The 17508-nt window shown below is 56.1% G+C and carries 17 protein-coding genes, 1 tRNA gene and 1 pseudogene; 10 read left to right on the top strand and 9 right to left on the bottom strand.

Going from position 1 to position 17508, the window contains the following annotated elements; translation table 11 throughout:
• Positions 1-17: 17 nt before the first annotated feature.
• Complete coding sequence (locus AC1Z36_RS10700; RefSeq protein ID WP_105659197.1) at positions 18-911, top strand: acyl-CoA thioesterase; 894 nt, start codon at positions 18-20, stop codon at positions 909-911.
• A gap of 31 nt (positions 912-942) precedes the next feature.
• Here the strand turns inward: AC1Z36_RS10700 and AC1Z36_RS10695 are convergent, their stop codons facing one another.
• Together AC1Z36_RS10695 and soxR are read right to left on the bottom strand one after the other, a co-directional pair.
• A complete protein-coding gene (locus AC1Z36_RS10695) occupies positions 943-2679 on the bottom strand; it encodes an MOSC domain-containing protein (protein WP_105659196.1) in 1737 nt (578 codons plus the stop codon).
• Between the two features lie 109 nt (positions 2680-2788).
• Complete coding sequence (soxR, locus tag AC1Z36_RS10690) at positions 2789-3295, bottom strand: redox-sensitive transcriptional activator SoxR (protein WP_105659195.1); 507 nt, start codon at positions 3293-3295, stop codon at positions 2789-2791.
• 132 nt (positions 3296-3427) lie between these two features.
• Between soxR and AC1Z36_RS10685 the strand changes: the two genes are divergently transcribed.
• Complete coding sequence (locus tag AC1Z36_RS10685) at positions 3428-3934, top strand: flavin reductase family protein (RefSeq protein ID WP_181149006.1); 507 nt, start codon at positions 3428-3430, stop codon at positions 3932-3934.
• A 68-nt stretch (positions 3935-4002) separates the two neighbouring features.
• On the opposite strand, the gene ettA is transcribed toward AC1Z36_RS10685, so the two are convergent.
• From ettA to AC1Z36_RS10670, 3 genes are all read right to left on the bottom strand, one after another.
• Positions 4003-5685 carry an energy-dependent translational throttle protein EttA gene (gene ettA / locus AC1Z36_RS10680; protein ID WP_105661447.1) on the bottom strand — a complete coding sequence of 561 codons (1683 nt, stop codon included), beginning with the start codon at positions 5683-5685 and terminating at the stop codon, positions 4003-4005.
• Positions 5686-5798: 113 nt separating this feature from the next.
• On the bottom strand, positions 5799-6248 hold the full coding sequence (locus tag AC1Z36_RS10675) for a single-stranded DNA-binding protein (protein ID WP_105659229.1): 450 nt from the start codon (positions 6246-6248) through the stop codon (positions 5799-5801).
• 91 nt (positions 6249-6339) lie between these two features.
• On the bottom strand, positions 6340-7215 hold the full coding sequence (locus AC1Z36_RS10670) for a CPBP family intramembrane glutamic endopeptidase (RefSeq protein WP_133834188.1): 876 nt from the start codon (positions 7213-7215) through the stop codon (positions 6340-6342).
• A 126-nt stretch (positions 7216-7341) separates the two neighbouring features.
• Here AC1Z36_RS10670 and AC1Z36_RS10665 point away from each other — a divergent pair.
• Positions 7342-7415 (top strand) — tRNA-Arg (locus tag AC1Z36_RS10665).
• A gap of 80 nt (positions 7416-7495) precedes the next feature.
• Here AC1Z36_RS10665 and AC1Z36_RS10660 read toward each other — a convergent pair.
• Positions 7496-9253 (bottom strand): annotated as a pseudogene (locus tag AC1Z36_RS10660) (FAD-binding dehydrogenase).
• A 248-nt stretch (positions 9254-9501) separates the two neighbouring features.
• On the opposite strand from AC1Z36_RS10660, the gene AC1Z36_RS10655 reads away from it, so the two are divergent.
• The gene (locus tag AC1Z36_RS10655; RefSeq protein ID WP_105659215.1) at positions 9502-10719 is read left to right on the top strand and encodes an MFS transporter; all 1218 of its coding nucleotides are present in this window, start codon (positions 9502-9504) and stop codon (positions 10717-10719) included.
• On the opposite strand, the gene AC1Z36_RS10650 is transcribed toward AC1Z36_RS10655, so the two are convergent.
• Positions 10716-11162, bottom strand: coding sequence for an Lrp/AsnC family transcriptional regulator (locus AC1Z36_RS10650; RefSeq protein WP_105659214.1), 447 nt, complete (start codon positions 11160-11162; stop codon positions 10716-10718). The genes AC1Z36_RS10655 and AC1Z36_RS10650 overlap by 4 nt on opposite strands.
• Positions 11163-11316: 154 nt before the next feature.
• Between AC1Z36_RS10650 and AC1Z36_RS10645 the strand changes: the two genes are divergently transcribed.
• From AC1Z36_RS10645 to AC1Z36_RS10620, 6 genes are all read left to right on the top strand, one after another.
• A complete protein-coding gene (locus AC1Z36_RS10645; protein ID WP_105661450.1) occupies positions 11317-12033 on the top strand; it encodes a LysE family translocator in 717 nt (238 codons plus the stop codon).
• Between the two features lie 148 nt (positions 12034-12181).
• A complete protein-coding gene (locus AC1Z36_RS10640) occupies positions 12182-12871 on the top strand; it encodes an energy-coupling factor ABC transporter ATP-binding protein (protein ID WP_105656637.1) in 690 nt (229 codons plus the stop codon).
• The gene (locus AC1Z36_RS10635) at positions 12868-13473 is read left to right on the top strand and encodes an energy-coupling factor transporter transmembrane component T family protein (protein WP_166650789.1); all 606 of its coding nucleotides are present in this window, start codon (positions 12868-12870) and stop codon (positions 13471-13473) included. The genes AC1Z36_RS10640 and AC1Z36_RS10635 overlap by 4 nt, the downstream gene beginning before the upstream one ends.
• A 45-nt stretch (positions 13474-13518) precedes the next feature.
• Entirely contained in the window at positions 13519-14100 is a 582-nt protein-coding gene (locus AC1Z36_RS10630; RefSeq protein WP_105656639.1) for a biotin transporter BioY, read from the top strand.
• A gap of 4 nt (positions 14101-14104) precedes the next feature.
• Positions 14105-15544 carry a class I adenylate-forming enzyme family protein gene (locus tag AC1Z36_RS10625; protein ID WP_105656640.1) on the top strand — a complete coding sequence of 480 codons (1440 nt, stop codon included), beginning with the start codon at positions 14105-14107 and terminating at the stop codon, positions 15542-15544.
• On the top strand, positions 15541-16704 hold the full coding sequence (locus AC1Z36_RS10620; protein WP_105656641.1) for a thiolase family protein: 1164 nt from the start codon (positions 15541-15543) through the stop codon (positions 16702-16704). The genes AC1Z36_RS10625 and AC1Z36_RS10620 overlap by 4 nt, the downstream gene beginning before the upstream one ends.
• A 17-nt stretch (positions 16705-16721) precedes the next feature.
• On the opposite strand, the gene AC1Z36_RS10615 is transcribed toward AC1Z36_RS10620, so the two are convergent.
• Positions 16722-17006, bottom strand: a complete 285-nt coding sequence (locus AC1Z36_RS10615) for a metal-sulfur cluster assembly factor (RefSeq protein WP_105656642.1) — start codon at positions 17004-17006, stop codon at positions 16722-16724.
• 147 nt (positions 17007-17153) lie between these two features.
• Positions 17154-17498 carry a metal-sulfur cluster assembly factor gene (locus AC1Z36_RS10610; RefSeq protein ID WP_105656643.1) on the bottom strand — a complete coding sequence of 115 codons (345 nt, stop codon included), beginning with the start codon at positions 17496-17498 and terminating at the stop codon, positions 17154-17156.
• Positions 17499-17508: the final 10 nt, after the last annotated feature.

Here is a 17508-nt window from a genome sequence, read left to right as displayed (position 1 = left end):
TCCAAGGAGCCCGCACAGTGACCGAAGACCTAGGCACCACCCAGATCCTGCTGGATCTGTTGAATCTGGATGGAGAAGACCAGGCGCGCACGGATGAGGATATCTTCATCGGCCATACCCCTGGGCAGACTCGACCTCGCGTCTTTGGCGGGCAGGTTCTGGCCCAATCGATCATGGCCGCCACGCGTACAGTTGAAGCGACCCGTGCGATCCATTCCCTGCACGGTTACTTCCTGCGTCCGGGAGACCCGAACCAGAACATCACTTTCGGCGTACAGCGCCTGCGCGATGGCCGCTCATTTTCCGCACGTCGAGTGCACGCCTACCAAAATGGCGAACCGATCCTGTCAATGATCACCTCATTCCAGGAACCGGCAAACGGCCTCGAACACCATGATCCAATGCCTGCCGGAATCCCGGATCCCGAGTCGCTTCCGACTACCGCAGATCTCGTGGGGCACCTGGACCATCCAGTGGCAAAGGAATGGGCTTTCGAACGGCCTTTCGACGTCCGGCATGTTTCGGAACCGATCTACCTTCCAGGAAATTCGGCCAAGCTTGCCGATAGTGCGGTTTGGCTGCGCACCACCTCGGCAATGCCCAATGAGCCCGCCCTGCACCGAGCTGCCTTGGCTTACGCGAGCGACTACATGCTACTTGAGCCTGCCCTGCGAGCCCATGGAGTGCCATGGGTACATCGCGGCTTGAGCATCGCCAGCCTCGATCACGCAATGTGGTGGCACCGGGATTTCCGAGTCGATGAATGGCTGCTCTACGTACTTCATTCGCCATCGGCCTCGTCGGCCCGCGGACTTGGTGCGGGAAAGTTCTACAACAAGGCAGGCGAGCTCGTCGCGACCGTCGCCCAGGAAGGCATGATCCGCCTGCCTGAGTTCGCAGAGGGGCACTAGCCCTCAATCGATAGCGCACCGCCCGCGTGGTTCATGCGTCCAGTTCAATATCGCCTGCTGGTACGGCCATACAGGCGAGGATCTGGCCCGGTGCTACGCGGGCGCTCGGCTCCAACGGGTAGGAAATCCTGCCCCTGAGCAGGCTAACGGCGCATTCGCCGCAAGAACCCGAGCGGCAAAGACTAGCCGGTTCAAGCCCTTGCTCTTCCAGCGCATCAAGCAACACTCCATTCTCCGCACTCCAGGTGAAATTCTTTTCGCTCCCACGACAAGAGACTTCTGCGGGCGGATAGTTCTCAAAAAGGCGTTCCAGATCGGTCGCTGGTGATGCGAAGGTTTCGCTGTAAATCTGCGAAGCAGAAATTCCCGCTTGCTCGCACGCCTCGAATACCATCTTGGTGAACTCTTCAGGCCCGCACACCACCACCCTGCTGCAACCGCGTAGTCGTGCTGCGATCGCAGCAGCCGCTGGCCGCCCCTCGGAGGTGTCGATGCGATCCAAGCTGATTGGCGCCTTCAGCCCGGCAGCCATCTGTTCCAGCCGGCAGTACAAGGCACTGGCTCCGCCACGTTCGACATGGATGAACCTCAGATCTTGGCTGCCATTCACCGCTGCAGCATCCCCGAGCAGCCCCAAAGCAGGAGTGATGCCAATTCCAGCGCTGACGATGGCAGTGCTGGAGCCTAGTACATTAGCCGAGGTCAGCACACCGTACGGCCCTGAGACAAGAAGTTGCTCGTCCTCCTGCAGCTGTGCTATTTTCGCTGAAGCTTCACCTTGGATGCGAACGGCGATACTAATGCCCCGGTCGCTCACCGAGGTGATGGTGTAATTTCTCCACAGCGGATCTGGCAAGTGAACCCTTAGATGCATGCCCGGTTCATACTCAGACTTAATCCATCCGTAAGGATCGTGAAGCAGCAGTTCGACTACTCCTGAGCCCAAGTCCTCGTTTCGAAGTATGGTCATGAACCGTGGAGAGATCTTCACTGGAACCAGTTCTTCGGCTTCTGTTGCTTCGTTTTCTATTTCAATTGAGGCGCCAGTCTCCAAGACCCCGGATTCCAGAACGGTTCCATAAATGCCACAGTGAACGTGGCCAAAGTGCGTTGCCAGCAAACGGGGTCCGTTGGTATCGACTTCGGTAGTATCCGGATTTACCGAGGTTGCTGAGCAACGGGCGATTGATTTGGTAATGGCAATACGGGTTTCGCCTATGCGCAGCACTTTGCCAATAAGCCCATATTCCGAGTATGCGGGCAGGCCTTCCACCACAAGGTTGCCTCGATACCGCCGGGGATCCAAGTGCACCCCGGATACTCGCGACAGCTCCGCAACCGTATTGGGGTTAATAATCGAAATGCCCGACAGTCGCGAATCGAACATTCCTTGCGGTGCAGACACCAATCTTCGCGGTTTTGGCCCCTGCGCCGGCAAGTGATTCGACAGATAGGCGCTGGCGGCATCCCTGCCATGATGGCTACTGGCATCAAAGGTCAATGGTGCCGCACCTGTAGATGCTGGCGCGGTCATGGTGATAAGTGGAAAACTGGATTCAACTTGCCACTTTTGCAGGCTCTTGTTGTTCTTGAGAATAGTGAAGCTTAGGCAGCTCTGCCACTGCCCGTCTTGGTGCTCAATTGTGCCGTTTCCGAAGGCGACACAGCGATCGCCCTCTAGCCCGCTTCCCTTTTTGGCTGCGACCGAACTGACTGCTTCGCCTGGTAGCCCTTTAACAGGAAAGCGATATATTTGAGCAATTTTCATGATTACATTCTAGTAAGTGCCGAGTTCAGTACGGGAGTTCCAGGCGGCGCCAATCGAAGGCGCCAGAGGATATCGGAATTTCAAAACAGGTAATGTTCTGCCCCTCCGGCTACATGGACTGCTCCCCGGCATCTGCGGGTGCTTCCAATCGCCGCGCGCCCACACCTTCACGCGCCAATTGGTCTTCCGGATTCAGGAGGCTGCAGGCCTGCATCGACAGGCAGCCGCATCCAATGCATCCCATAAGCCGATCTTCTAATTCCTCGATGGCACGCCGCCTCGCTTCGAGTACTTTCTTCCATTCCTCTGTCGCGCGAAGCCAGTCTCTTTCCTCGGGGATTTTTCCCATCGGCACTGGTGCCAAAGCACGCTTGATGTCGCTGAGTGGGATGCCCAACTTACTGCCGACACTGATCAACGAGATACGACGCAGCAAGTGGCGAGGATAGCGTCGCTGATTCCCCGCTGTCCGCATGGAAACGATCAGCCCAATATCTTCGTAATAATGCAGTGCAGATCTGGCCACACCAGTGCGTTCGCTAACCTGCCCGATGCTTAGCAGCTCACGCCCGGGAAAATTTTTTTCGCAATCCCCAGATTCCGCTGTGTGAAGCATCACCACCCCTTTCCTTGACCTCAAGTTTACTTGAGGTCTTAGGGTGGAAGTATTCAAAGTTGTTGGCAAAAGCTCGGGCTTTTGCATCAGTTACTGGAGTTTTATTCCAACTCCAGGCAAAGGAGCGGCTCAGTGAGCGAATTATCAGATGGATTCCGTACAGCCTTCCGTCACCATCCTGCTGGAGTAGCAGTGATTACTGCAGCGGTCGACGGGGCATTCTACGGTTTAACTATCTCTTCCCTCGCTTCACTTTCCATTGATCCCGTTGCCGTTTCGTTCTCGCTGGCCAAAGAATCCGGCGCTGCCGGCGCTGTGCTAGCAGCACCGAGTTTCTTGATCCATATGCTCGGCGAAGACCAGCACGAGCTGGCAAATAATTTCGCGCGCCCGGGTGCCCCACGATTTACCAGCGATCAACATTTCCGGGTCTTGCCCACCGGCGAGCCACATTTCATCGAGGCTCCCGTTGCTTTCCGCGCCAGTATCCACTCCTCCATCAGCGTTGGAGGCTCCCGCCTGATTGCTGCTGAAGTCCATGCGGTACTCTTCGGGCATGCGCAACAGCAACACCTGCTTTACCAGGATCGCGAGTATCTGAAATTGTCCGGATTGCGTGCCGATTCGACGACGAGCTAATTGAACGATGCCTCCTGCGGCATAAAAATAGCCGCCACAAATGTGGCGGCTATTTTCATGCCCGTGGATTAGTCGCGGGTCAGGCGACGGTGGGTAACACGGTGCGGCTTAGCCGCGTCGGCACCCAATCGTTCAACCTTGTTGCTCTCGTAAGAGTCGAAGTTGCCTTCGAACCAGTACCAGTTCGATGGGTTCTCCTCAGTGCCCTCGTACGACAAGATGTGGGTCGCGACTCGGTCCAGGAACCAACGGTCGTGGGAGACCACTACAGCGCAACCCGGGAACTCAAGCAGCGCGTTTTCCAACGACGACAGGGTTTCAACGTCCAAGTCGTTAGTAGGCTCATCGAGCAGCAACAGGTTGCCACCCTGCTTGAGGGTCAGTGCCAGGTTCAGACGGTTGCGCTCACCACCGGAGAGAACACCTGCCTTCTTCTGCTGGTCTGGGCCCTTGAACCCGAACGCCGAAACGTAGGCACGCGATGGCATCTCAACTTGACCGACGTTGATGTAATCGAGGCCGTCAGAAACGACCTCCCACAACGACTTCTCTGGGTCGATATTTTCGCGATTCTGGTCGACATAGGAAATCTTGACCGTGTCGCCGACCTTCAGGGTGCCACCGTCAAGCTCTTCCATGCCAACGATGGTCTTGAACAGGGTCGACTTGCCGACGCCGTTGGGACCAATGACACCCACGATGCCGTTGCGCGGTAGCGAGAAGGACAGACCATCGATCAATACACGATCGCCGAATCCCTTCTTCAAGTTTTCGGCTTCGATTACCAGCTGGCCCAGGCGCGGGCCTGGCGGAATCTGGATTTCTTCGAAGTCCAGCTTGCGGGTGCGCTCGGCTTCCGCAGCCATTTCCTCGTAGCGCGCCAGACGAGCCTTCGACTTAGTCTGACGGCCCTTGGCGTTCGAACGAACCCACTCGAGTTCTTCTGCCAGACGCTTAGCAAGCTTCTGGTCTTTCTTGCCCTGAACTTCCATGCGCTCGCGCTTCTTCTCCAGGTAAGTGGAGTAGTTGCCCTCGTATGGGTGCAGGCGACCGCGGTCAACTTCACAGATCCATTCGGCGACATGGTCCAGGAAGTAGCGGTCGTGGGTTACGGCCAGCACGGCGCCCGGGTAAGATGCCAGGTGCTGTTCCAGCCACAGTACGGACTCTGCGTCCAAGTGGTTAGTAGGCTCATCGAGCAGCAGCAAGTCCGGCTTCTGCAGGAGAAGCTTGCACAGTGCTACACGTCGACGTTCACCACCGGAGAGGTGGGTAACTTTCTCGTCGCCTGGTGGGCAGCGCAGCGCGTCCATTGCCTGTTCGAGCTGATTGTCAATGTCCCAAGCGTCGGCAGCGTCAATCGCTTCCTGCAGCTTGCCCATTTCTTCCAGGAGCGTGTCGAAGTCGGCACCGTCCTGTGCCATCTCTTCCGAGATTTCGTTGAAGCGAGTGATCTTTTCATAGATCTCGCCAACACCTTCCTGGACGTTGCCCAGGACGGTCTTTTCTTCATTCAGTGGGGGTTCCTGCAGCAGGATGCCTACCGAGTAGCCCGGTGAAAGACGCGCTTCACCGTTGGAGGGAGTATCGATCCCCGCCATGATCTTTAGGATCGTTGACTTACCAGCACCGTTGGGTCCCACGACGCCAATTTTGGCACCGGGGAAGAACGACATGCTGACATTGTCAAGGATGACTTTGTCGCCAACGGCCTTGCGAGCCTTGGTCATCGTGTAAATGAATTCCGCCATGTTCTTAAGGCTAGTCTGTTGCGGGGGTCATTTCCGAATCCACACACCACTATTTTGGGTTGGTGGTGCCCGGATTCACACGAAACCCTCAAACACCACCAGAACACGCGTCTTCAGGCCGCTTCCCCATCCTCGCTTTGCCAGCTCGCTTCAGTGTCGGACGAACGTGACGGGTGCTGCACACGCTCCATTTCGCCGGTATCTGTCCGTACACGGTTGAAGGAACTCGTTCCAAAACGCAGATCGTGACCAATTGAATAAGCCTCGATATCTGCGCTATTCCCTCGCGAGCCATCTGCTCGTTCGAATTCTCGGATCTGCAACTTTCCGAAAATCATTACATGGTCGCCTTGCCCCAGGGATTCCATGGAATTCTCTCCCAGGGCACGGAACGCCGAAACCGCATACCAATTGGTCGGCCCGTCGACCCACTGCCCTGTTTCAAGATCGCGTTTTCGCTCATGCGTCGCTACTCGGAATTTCAAGATAGAAACGCCCTTGGGCGTAATGCTGAGTTGAGGTTCCGTTCCGACAATTCCGCGGATTGTCACAAGATCGCTCATTGGACTGCCTCCTATTGGATACAAATGGCAGAAGCCTTTTCTGCCATTGAATCCGATGATGGCGCACCGCAAGATCCGGTCGGACGCAAAGTCAACGGCCTGTGGATAAATCTTTAGCCCATTGAGGTTTGAATGCGCCTTTCAATAGCATGGCGGCTATGACGATTCCTGGCAAGATCCAGCCGGACCAACCCATGATTGATGCTTTTGTTGCGTCCAAAGGAACTCCCATCACCATAAACAGTGAAACCAATCCCACGCTGGCGTTGAAGGCTCCATGCGCCAAAGCCGCTGGCCATACGGAATCACTGTAGGTACGCAACCAGCCAAGGAAGGCGCCAAATACGGTACACATGCCGCACATAGCCATGACTCCCCACGCGCCCGTAGCCATCGGATAGTTGTAGCCCAGAAGCACCAATGGTGCATGCCAGATCCCCCAGACGACGCCGGATACAAGAATTGATACAAGTTGCCCATAAGGCTGCAGGCGAATCCAAAGCCATCCCCGCCAACCAATCTCCTCTCCTAAAGCAAACAAGGAATTCATGAGGCCAGCGACAACTATCAACCCCGCCTGTCCGAGAAGGTAGATTGTCGGGCCTTCCTGGCCGGAGACAACGCGCAGTACGGTGAAATTCTGCAGATCACCAGGGAAGACCCCTAGCCATGTTCCGATGAAGGGCGCTTGAAGTATGAGCCCGAGCGGAATCACATAGGACAGCACCAGTGCGATGGCAAACTTCCCCGGACGCTTGATTGGCCAGAGCCCAACCTCGGAGGTGAAGCTCGTTAGCCGGCGTTCGACAATGGCAATCACTAGAGCAGCGATGGTCGGGGTAAACATCATTGCCATGGCGATTCCTGGAAGCTTGGCATCATTTATGCCTTCTCCCATCCAAAGCGGCAACGCTACGGCCCAAGCTAAAACCACGCTTAGCACACAGAAGCACACGATGCTCAACACGCTACCGATTCTCAATTTCGGCAACTTAACTACTCCTAATCAGATGATGATCTACATTCGTTTCTCCAGCCTATCGGCCTCAAGTCGTATTTTTGGTGATCAATGAGCTAAACTATTTTCGGTTATGCCTCCGTAGCTCAGCTGGATAGAGCAAGAGCCTTCTAATCTCTAGGTCGCCGGTTCGAATCCGGCCGGGGGTACGAAATAAACCGCCGTTCACTTGGTAATACAAGTGAACGGCGGTTTTCGCATCTATCCAGATCTAGGAATTTGACCAGTGTTAGGCCTCATTTCTAGCTTGAGGCCCTTTCCGGCCGAGCCTGTCAGCCAGCCCTCGTCCTATTTGCCGGCCACTAAATAAGCACCCGCCCAAGAAAGTTCCTTCCAGCGCGTTGTACCCATGCATCCCGCCGCCCCCGAATCCAGAAGCTTCACCGGCCGCATAAAGCCCGTCAAGAACTGTTCCGTCGTATTTGAGGACTCGCCCAGATAGGTCTGTCTGCAGTCCGCCTAATGACTTTCGCGTCAGAATGTGCAGCTTCACAGCTATCAATGGCCCCGCCGCAGGATCGAGTATCCTGTGCGGAGCAACTGCTCGGGTCAAACGGTCTCCGATGTACTTTCGGGCATTGCGGATAGATTGAATTTGGCGATCTTTGCTAAATGGATTTTCAGTTTGCGAATCACGAACCATTAGTTGCTGGTGAAGCCGCATCGGATCAATATGTGCTTCCGGCGCGATTGCATTCATCTTCGTCACGAGCTCCTCGACGGTAGTCGCTGAAACGAAATCCGCACCTTTGTTCAAGAAATCCGTGACCGGCCCCGGAGCACCCTTGCCAAAGAACCGGTCCTTGATAACTCCGGCTTTATCCCGATTAGTCAGATCTGGATTTTGCTCCGACCCTGACAGCGCAAACTCCTTCTCGATAATTCGCTGATTTAGCACGAACCATGAATAGTCGTACTTTCGCGCAGTGGGATCGGTGCGCAGGTATTTCAACGTGCCCAAAGTGTCGTGCCCCGGAAGGCAAGGAGGACGAAGGCGGTTCCCTTCGGCATCGAACCACATCGGGCTTGGACCGGGCAAAATTCTAATTCCATGAGCGGGCCAAATTGGGTTCCAATTCTGGATTCCCTCTGTGTAATGCCACATTCGATCGCGGTTAACAAGACGCGCCCCCACCTCCTGCGAGAGTTCAATGCCGCTGCCGTCAACATAATTCGGAACGCCGGTAATCATGCGCCCCGGCGCGATGCCGAGCCTGTCGGGCCAGAGTTTCCGAACCAGGTCCTGATTTCCGCCTATTCCCCCGGTTGCAATCACCACTGCTTCAGCCGAAAACTCGAACTCCGAAACCACGTTTCTTGACGACTGTTGCCCGCGTGGAGCGTCATCAGGCGACAAGACCTCACCGCGAACGCCGGTAACTGAACCGTCAGTGGTCACCAATCCAGTAACCCTGTGGCGGTTGAGCAACTCGGCATGTCCCGTTTGCAGTCCGTCGAGCACCCTATTCACAAATGGCATCGATACCCCGGTGCCAGTTCCCCAGGCGATGTGAAATCTGGGTACAGAATTCCCATGCCCTTCGGCGCGACCATCGCCGCGCTCTGCCCAGCCCACAACTGGAGTCAGATCTATGCCTTTTTGCTTGATCCAGGACCGTTTTTCAGTAGCTGCGAACTCCACGTAGGCTTTGGCCCAACGTTGCGCCCACAGGTCCTCATCGTCCAACCGGTCAAATTGTGCACTATGCTGCCAATCCGACCAGGCAAGGTCAAAAGAATCACGAACTCCCAAGCGGCGCTGTTCAGGAGTATCAACGAGAAACAGTCCCCCAAAAGACCAGTAAGCCTGGCCGCCGAGATTACCCCTGTTTTCCTGATCCAGGATTCAGACTCTCAGTCCTGCATCAAGTGCCTCGGACGCTGCAACCAGCCCGGCCAATCCAGCACCCACGATGATCACTCCGCATTGTTCGGAACTCAACTTCACGATCCCACCTCTGCACGCAAGAAATTTACGAGTTTTCATCTCGAGCGTACTTCCCGGTGGGCAATGCCACCATACCCGTATTTTCCGCAAAGAAATCTGCTGACTAGCGAGAACTTTCGTTCTTCACCACCGTTTCTCTTCCTGGTCCGGCCGTCGAATCTGTGAATGTCATGATCGTGAGCCGTGCAGCGGCGCATAATCACTCAGAATCCCGACTGAACAGTAACTTATCCCCCTAACTTGAGATAAACTCTAGGAATTGTAGAAATCGAAAGGGACAGTGCCCGATGACCCAACTGGTCGCCCACCTCGCGCGACAGAGAATCACGGAACGCACCAGCATCAATCTAATATTCCTTCTTGCAGGATTATCTTTTGCGACTTGGGCAGGCCGCCTCTCCATTATCGACGCTGTTTTCGATTTCTCTGGCTTGAACCTCGGATCGTTCTTGATTTGCAGCACCATCGGAACTTTGCTCGGAATCTCCCTTATTCCGTCGGTGAGCAAATTCGTTCCAACACGCCGCCTGTTGTGCTGTTTGCCCATCGGATTAGCAGCATGTTTGGTCGTACTGGGCATAGCCATTTCGATAACCGAGGAAGCCACTCTTGCCTACGTAGCCCTGTTCTTTTACGGGCTTACTTTTGGCTGTTTGGACATCATGATGAACGTCAGCGGCGCACAGGTTGAACGTCGTGTCGGCCGCAGCATCATGCCTTCCCTTCATGGGTTCTTCAGCCTGGGAACCCTAATTGGCGCCGGGGTGGCAACAGCAACCATTTCCTTGAATATCTCGAGCCTTTGGCACTTCTCGTTTGTCGCGGTCATCATTCTTCTTCTCGCTTACGTTGCCCATCGAGGTATTACCTGCTGGGAAAACGAAAATTTGGTTCCAATCAACAAGGATGTCCCCCAGAACCGAATTCAATCAACGCACAAAATGGGACTCTTGCTGCTGCTTGGCATAATGGTCGCCGGTTTAAGTTTCAGCGAGGGTGCGGCCAATGATTGGATTGCCGTTACTTCGGTTGACGGGCACGGTTTCAAGCATCAAATTGGCGCGCTCATGTTCACCTTGTTCGTCGCAGCAATGACGCTGGGACGCTTTGTCGGCGGTCGCCTTGTGGACCGCTTCGGCACGAAAAATACACTCCTGATCATGGGAATTATCGGCCTTCTCGGCGTCGGCTTGTTCATCACCGGCACAAGTCCCTCCCTAGTAGGCCTCGGTGCAGCATTGTGGGGCCTCGGTAGCTCGCTCGGCTTCCCCTTGGGCATGAGCATCGCTGCTTCCCGCGGAGAACGCCTGGGTCCAAAAGCGGTGAGCATCGTCAGTGCGTTTGGATATGGAGCAATGCTTGGCGGTCCACCATTTATTGGTTTCGTCGTCGATACCTTGAAGTTGCCTCAGGCCTTATGGATTTGCGCGGTAGTTCTGATTATTTCGTTGTCCTTGACGCCGGCGGTAACCCGCAACCGGAAGCCGTCCGACAAGACGTCCTAGACGGGCAGAACCGCACGCTCCTTGATGTTTCGCATGACTATGGTGCTCGTCAATTTTTCCACGCCCGGTAGATCAACTAGGACCTCGTCGTATACACGCTGGTAATGCGGCAGATCCTTGGCAAAGACTCGCAATAGGAAGTCTGGCTCGCCGAAAAGGCGCTGCGCATCAACTATTAGCTCTTCCCTCTCTACTGCTAATTCAAAATGCTTAAGCTGCGCTCTGTCTTTCAACGTGACGAAAACCAGGGCCTCGAATCCCAGTCCAACCTTCTCCGGGTCAATCACCGCTTGGTAGCCGCTGATGACTCCCCTGCGCTCAAGATCTTTGATCCGGCGATGGCAGGGAGCCACCGATAGCCCAACTTTTGCAGCTACCGCGGTAGCGCTCATCCGTCCGTCATTCTGCAACTCGGCCAAGATCGCACGGTCTAGTTCATCCATGAAATCAGACTACAGCACAAATAATTTGCGCCATTTAACGCCAGAGCAATTTTTTCTTTCCGAAGGGCCGGGTATCCCCAAAGAATCGGCAAGCACATTTCACGATTTTTTCCTTACTGTTATCAGAGCACAGGTTTCTAGATTTGGAGAAGCAATGGATCTCTCGCAGTTCACCGGGTTCCTCTTGGTATCGGTGACGTTGGCGTGCACGCCCGGCGCCGACTGGGCGTACATCATTTCCTCTGCACTGGGCAAAACCAGCTATCGCCCAGCCGTATGGGGATTGCTCTCGGGATACCTGGTTCATACTGCATTGCTGGTGTGCGGAATTGCGGCCCTGGTCGCGAGTTCCCCGTCACTTCTCCTCTGGCTCACGGCAGCCGGATCGGTCTATCTGCTGTGGCTAGGCATTGCGACCCTGCGTTCCTGCAGGAACGCCAGGTTCTTTGATGCCAATGCTCCATCTACCTCCGAAATTGAAGCACTCGATGGCGATTACCCTCGGAGCAATCCCGAACCTACCGATAGCACCGTCGCGCTGTTGGACAAGGTCCGTCATCGATCGCTACGCGGCCAATTCCTCAAGGGCCTGCTCACCAGCGGCACTAACCCCAAGGCACTACTGCTGTATGTGGCCCTCATCCCGCAGTACCTGGATTCATCCCTGGATCTTCCGCTCTCCCTGCAAACCGGCGCTCTTGGGCTTACTCATTTCGCGGTATCGATCCTCGTGTACTTCTCCGTTGCATTGGCTGCCAGGGTGCTGCTTCGCTCCCGGCCCATGGCGGCACGCATCGTAACCATGTGCTCCGGAACCATAATGATCCTCTTGGCCCTGGGCTTGGTCTACGAACAATTCTTCGTTGCATAAGAATTTATTGAACACTGATCAAGACAATTGAACGGTGATCAAGTATGCTCTTAATCGATGGCTCTTCGGTCATCTGTAACGCAAGCATGAATGGCTGTCCGATCATGGAGCCCGCCGTTCAAGCTACGAACCTTGCGCTGGAGCACTCGTGGAACTACCCCCAATTCGATTTGAGAATGTCACTGTCCGCTTTGAAGAGCGCGATGTCCTCAAAGATGTGCGATTGACTCTCAACGAACAGCGCATCGGCATTATCGGGGCAAACGGTGCTGGGAAGAGTACGCTCTCCCGGCTCATCAATGGCCTCGTTTTGCCCACTGAAGGATCCGTGCACGTTGGCGACCTGAACACTCGGAATCATGCAAAGCAGATCCGCCGCGATGTTGGTTTTGTCTTCCAGAATCCAGCAAATCAAATCATCATGCCGCTGGTCTCTGAAGACATTGCGTTCGGACTGAAGAATTTGCAAATTCCCAAAGCAGAGCGCCAATTGCGCGTGCATGAGACACTGGCAGAGCTCAACATCTCGCATCTGGCAGATCGCGAAAGCCACACTCTTTCCGGCGGCGAGCAGCAAATGGTCGCACTCGCTTCCGTCCTTGCCATGCGGCCACGAACCATTGTTTTCGATGAACCCACTACGATGCTGGATCTGCGCAATCGACTCGCGTTCCAACGCGAAATAGCCAAGCTGGCGCAACGTGCAATTGTGGTGACGCACGATTTGGAAATACTTGAAGATTTCGACCGCGTTCTCGTGGTCACCGACGGAGCTATCGCATTCGATGGCCGACCGGAAGAAGCAATCGCCCATTACCGCCAATGGAGCCACGCATGATCGCGGCCAAGAATACTTCGTATCTAGCGCGTGTTAAGCCGGGATGGAAATTCGGAACATTGCTGGTTCTGAGCATCGGGCTTTACTTGATTAGCTCGTGGCAGGTCTTGCTGCCCCTGTTCATTCTCAGTGCGATACTGCTGCTTTCGGCTAGGGTCGACCTCAAGCAACTGCGCATGCCACTGTTCTCATTGGCCATGATTCTCGGCATCGTCTTCATTCTTCTCGCCCTGCAAACCGATTGGGCCAACGCCGTGGTCTCGGTCCTGCGGCTGCTGACCATGTGCCTGATGGCCTACGCCGTCAGCCTCACCACAAGCTTTGACGCGATGCTCGAGCTCTTCCAACAGGTTGCCTCTCCATTACGATTCCTTGGAGCTAATCCAGCGCAAATCGCATTGGGATTGTCCATGACAATACGGTTCATTCCGGAATTGAAAAAGGTATACCTCGAAGTTCGCGAAGCCCAGCATGCTCGGGGTCTGGGCAACAATCCGTTGGCCGTGAGTGTCCCATTAGTTATCAGATCACTAAAAATCGCTGACGAGACAGCCGAAGCGTTAGACGCCCGCGGCTACGATTCAGCACCTTACCGACGCTAAGCGCGTCAGCTACTTCCATCTCGCTCGCACTTCCAAGGAAACACAATGCCAACTCGCACCGACTCAACTTCGCAAACTCGCAATACGGTATACGTCGCAGTCTTTGCCGCCATGATCGCGGCCATGGGGCTCCTTCCCCCTATTACATTGGGGATCATCCCGGTACCCATTACCCTGCAAACCCTGGGTGTCATGCTGGCCGGCGCCTTATTGGGACCTTGGCGAGGTTCATTGGCCTCACTGGTTGTCGTAGTCCTGTCTTTGGCAGGGCTGCCCTTGTTGGCTGGTGGGCGTGGTGGGCTTGGAGTCCTGTTCGGGCCGACCGGCGGATATCTCATTGGATGGATTTTCGGGTCACTCGTTATTGGAGCCCTCTTCAAATACTGGGTTCTGCGCTACGAAAACAAGGTCGCCCGATTCATGTCCGGACTGGCCTCGGCTCTCCTTGGCGGAATCGTCGTCATCTATCTGTTTGGCGTTCCGTGGACCGCTGCTGTTACCGGGCTTGCTCTGGGCACATCCTTGCTGGGGTCTCTCGGATTCCTGCCCGGGGACGTCCTCAAAGCCGTAGTCGCCACCCTGGTGGCCCTGACCGTGCACCGTAGCTACCGCGGGTTGATGAAGTAGCTCGATGGAACTGTGGCAGGCACTGGCAAGGTGGGCCAATCAACGACCGGATCATCTTGCCCTGCTCACGGTTGAAAGCCGGCTGACTTATGCGCAGTTGGCCAGCAGAAGCGGTGCTCTGGCCAAGCGGCTAGAATCCGTTCCAGGCAATCGGATCGCTGTGCACACCAGCGATCCGATTGAGATGGCCATCGCTTTTTATGCGATCGCGCGCAGTGGCAAGACATTGGTGGTGATTGACCCTGCTTGGCCCGGAAATCTGGCCACTTCCATGGCAGCAGTTCTTCTATGCGATTTTGTGCTTGAATCGACGGTTCCGCGGCCTTTGCCCGGCGTCCCAAGATTCGCCTTGCCGCCCGAGCCACCCGAGCCCGGTGAATACATTGTGCCCGCGACCAAGACTCATTGCGCTGAAGTCCTGCTGATCATTTGCACTTCTGGAAGCTCATCGCGTCCCAAGCCTGTGCTCCGGAGTGCTGCATCGTGGGAAGCGTCCCTGAGTGCCGGCGCCACGATTTTGGGCGCTTCGCCAGAGGATTCCACTCTTTGCCCGAGTCCCATTTCCCACGGTCTGGGCCTCTACGCGATGGTCGAGTCCCTGCATACTGGCGGCACCTTCATGGCTTCCGGAAAATGGGATCAAAAGGGCGTTGCGTCTTTGCTGGCGCGCGTCAGCTGCACCCGTATCGTCAGCGTACCGACAATTCTTGGCAAGGTGCTGGCCCTGGATGACCCGGCACTGTTCTCCAGCCTGCGATTGGTCATCAGCGGCGGGGAATCCCTGGACCAGGCGACCGTTCAAGCGCTTCACCAGATGGCTCCGTCGGCGCGCTGCGTTGAATATTTCGGGAGCAGCGAGCACAGCCTCATCGCGTATCGCGAGCGACTGGCCAACCATCCGCGAACTCCCTATTTCGACGGTCAGCTGTTTCCCGGGGTGCAGGCTCACACCCATGAGGCAACGCCGGGTTCAGGCTTTGGCTCGCTCTATATCGATAGCCCGTTCAACGCCAAGGGGTACGACCTTAGCTCGGACTCTGTCATCGCTCGGTGCGGCACAGCAATCGGCATTGGTGATCAGGCGAAGCTCCTGGGTTCAAATCGCATCGTCCTGTCCCGTCGCAACGACGGGATGATGAATCTCAACGGAAACAATATCCACCCGGGCGAAGTGGGCGCAGCGCTTAATGCCGAGGGGCTGGCCAATGCCGTAGTGCGGATCGATGCATCGAGCGCACCAGCCAGGTTGCTGGCCTACACGGTTTCGCCACCCCGCAATCCGTCCGCTCTTCTCACAGGCCTGCAGAAGCATTTGCCCCAGTACAAGATCCCGCACCAAATCATCTACTTGCGATCGTGGCCCGAGACCTTCAGCGGAAAATTGAATGCCTCGGCTTTGGACTTCCAGGATCTGGACATTGAACGGAGCGACTGGCTCAGATGAATGACGCCTTCATTATCAATGCAGCACGCACGCCCATCGTCAGAGCAGGCAAGGAGTATTCCCGCATTACCGCAGACCAACTGCTGGCTCGGGTGATCAACGCGCTAATAGATCGAAGCGGCATCTCCCCTGCGGATGTAGACCACGTATTTGCCGGCAATGCGGCGGGACCGGGCGGAAATATAGCGCGAGTGTCTGCTTTGGCGTCGGTGCTGCCCAAGACCGTCAGCGCGACCAGCATCGATGCCCAATGTGCCAGTGGACTGGACGCAATTGCCGCCGCTGCGCGGATGATACGTTGCGGTGAAGCGCATGTCGTGGTGGCCGGTGGCGTGGAGTCGGTGAGTACCGCGCCATGGCGGGTTGAAAAGCAAACCTCCGTAATCCAGCCTCCGCGCCTCTACTCGCGTGCCCGATTCACTCCAAAGCGAGACCCGGACCCCGAAATGGGCGAAGCTGCGGAGAATATTGCCCAGTCCTACGGCATTGCACAAGAGCGGCAAGATTCTTTCGCATTGCAGAGCCACCAGCGTGCGCTGCGCGCTCAAGCGGCTGGACTCTTTGATCGCGAGCTTGTCACCGTGGATACAAGCAACGGGCAAGTAGCGGCCGACACCTGCCCCAGGCCCGGACTGACACTTCGCAAGCTCGCTGCGCTCAAGCCGGCATTCGTACCCGGTGGCACCGTGACTGCGGGAAACTCCTGCCCGATTAACGATGGTGCAGCTGCGGTAATCTTGGTGAGCGAACAAATGCGCCAGAGACTGAACCCAACCTTCGCAATGCGCTACCTTGCTTCTGCTTCAGGTGCTTGCGATCCCAGCATTCTCGGCATGGCGGCGGTACCGGCGTACCGCAAGCTCATCGGCCTGCTGCCATCCGCTGCTGCTTCCAGCACTCCACTGATCGAGTTCAACGAAGCCTTTGCGGTCCAGGCCCTGGCATGCCTCGATGAGCTAGGGATCACCGAGGTGACGGTGAACCAAGGTGGCGGGGCCTTGGCGTTGGGACACCCCTACGGTGCTAGCGGCGCGATTCTTGCGACTCGGCTGTTCTGGCAGGCCAACCAGGCTCGGATACCTGGGCAAAGGGCGATCGCGCTCATGGCCGCCGCGGGTGGCACCGGAAGCGCGTTTGCTTTCGAGTCAGTACCGCATTGAGCCCTTGGGGCATTGGCCTAGATGTTGAACCCCAAGGCCTGCATCTGATTCCGGCCGTCGACAAGGTTCTTCAGCACTTCATCAATCTGCGCTTCGAGTAGATCGGTCAGCGGGCAGGCAGGCGTCGTCAACGTCAAGTCGATTTCCAGGACTGAATCGCCGTCGAAACACCGTCCGTAAAGCAGGCCCAGGCCAACAATGTTGACTCCCAGCTCGAGGTCATTCACGTCCTTGGGTGCTTCGTCGATTTCTGCGATCGGCCACGTTGCGCTCTCATGTGCACCATTTGCGGCTTCGGACATGCGCTGCTCCCCGATTCTGCCCCGGGTACCCCTTTCCCTTTCGGCTCTTCCACGAGATACCAGAAGGAATGCAGGCCCCTCGGGCGTTAACCAACAGAACCGCTCACCCCCGTAGGGAGCAAGCGGTTCTGCTTGAAACAGCCTAAATTAGATGTTGAAGCCCAGGGCTCGCATCTGATCGCGACCGTCATCGGTGATTCGTTCTGGACCCCAAGGCGGCATCCAGACCCAGTTCAAACGGTGGTCGTCCACAACGCTCTCCAGCGCCTGGCCGACCTGCTCTTCGATAATATCGGTGAGCGGGCAAGCGGCGGTTGTCAGTGTGAGGTCCAGCAAGAGTACGCCGTCTTCTGCGTACTTCAGGCCATACAGCAAACCCAGGTCGACAATATTGACACCCAGTTCAGGGTCAATGACGTCCTTGAGCGCTTCCTCAACGTCTTCCAGAGGAGTCGTAGCGGCTCCCGTGCTCTGTTCGGTCGATTCGCTCATGATTGTAACC

It is taken from the genome of Glutamicibacter sp. BS14, assembly GCF_056934375.1.
This window is presented reverse-complemented; position numbering and strand designations above follow the sequence as displayed.

Bases quoted from the DNA above. Each gene is read 5' to 3' on its own strand.
- AC1Z36_RS10695 (WP_105659196.1), bottom strand. From the start codon at position 2,679: ATGAAAATTGCTCAAATATATCGCTTTCCTGTTAAAGGGCTACCAGGC.
- soxR (WP_105659195.1), bottom strand. From the start codon at position 3,295: ATGCTTCACACAGCGGAATCTGGGGATTGCGAAAAAAATTTTCCCGGG.
- ettA (WP_105661447.1), bottom strand. From the start codon at position 5,685: ATGGCGGAATTCATTTACACGATGACCAAGGCTCGCAAGGCCGTTGGC.
- AC1Z36_RS10675 (WP_105659229.1), bottom strand. From the start codon at position 6,248: ATGAGCGATCTTGTGACAATCCGCGGAATTGTCGGAACGGAACCTCAA.
- AC1Z36_RS10655 (WP_105659215.1), top strand. From the start codon at position 9,502: ATGACCCAACTGGTCGCCCACCTCGCGCGACAGAGAATCACGGAACGC.
- AC1Z36_RS10650 (WP_105659214.1), bottom strand. From the start codon at position 11,162: ATGGATGAACTAGACCGTGCGATCTTGGCCGAGTTGCAGAATGACGGA.
- AC1Z36_RS10645 (WP_105661450.1), top strand. From the start codon at position 11,317: ATGGATCTCTCGCAGTTCACCGGGTTCCTCTTGGTATCGGTGACGTTG.
- AC1Z36_RS10635 (WP_166650789.1), top strand. From the start codon at position 12,868: ATGATCGCGGCCAAGAATACTTCGTATCTAGCGCGTGTTAAGCCGGGA.
- AC1Z36_RS10630 (WP_105656639.1), top strand. From the start codon at position 13,519: ATGCCAACTCGCACCGACTCAACTTCGCAAACTCGCAATACGGTATAC.
- AC1Z36_RS10625 (WP_105656640.1), top strand. From the start codon at position 14,105: ATGGAACTGTGGCAGGCACTGGCAAGGTGGGCCAATCAACGACCGGAT.
- AC1Z36_RS10620 (WP_105656641.1), top strand. From the start codon at position 15,541: ATGAATGACGCCTTCATTATCAATGCAGCACGCACGCCCATCGTCAGA.
- AC1Z36_RS10615 (WP_105656642.1), bottom strand. From the start codon at position 17,006: ATGTCCGAAGCCGCAAATGGTGCACATGAGAGCGCAACGTGGCCGATC.
- AC1Z36_RS10610 (WP_105656643.1), bottom strand. From the start codon at position 17,498: ATGAGCGAATCGACCGAACAGAGCACGGGAGCCGCTACGACTCCTCTG.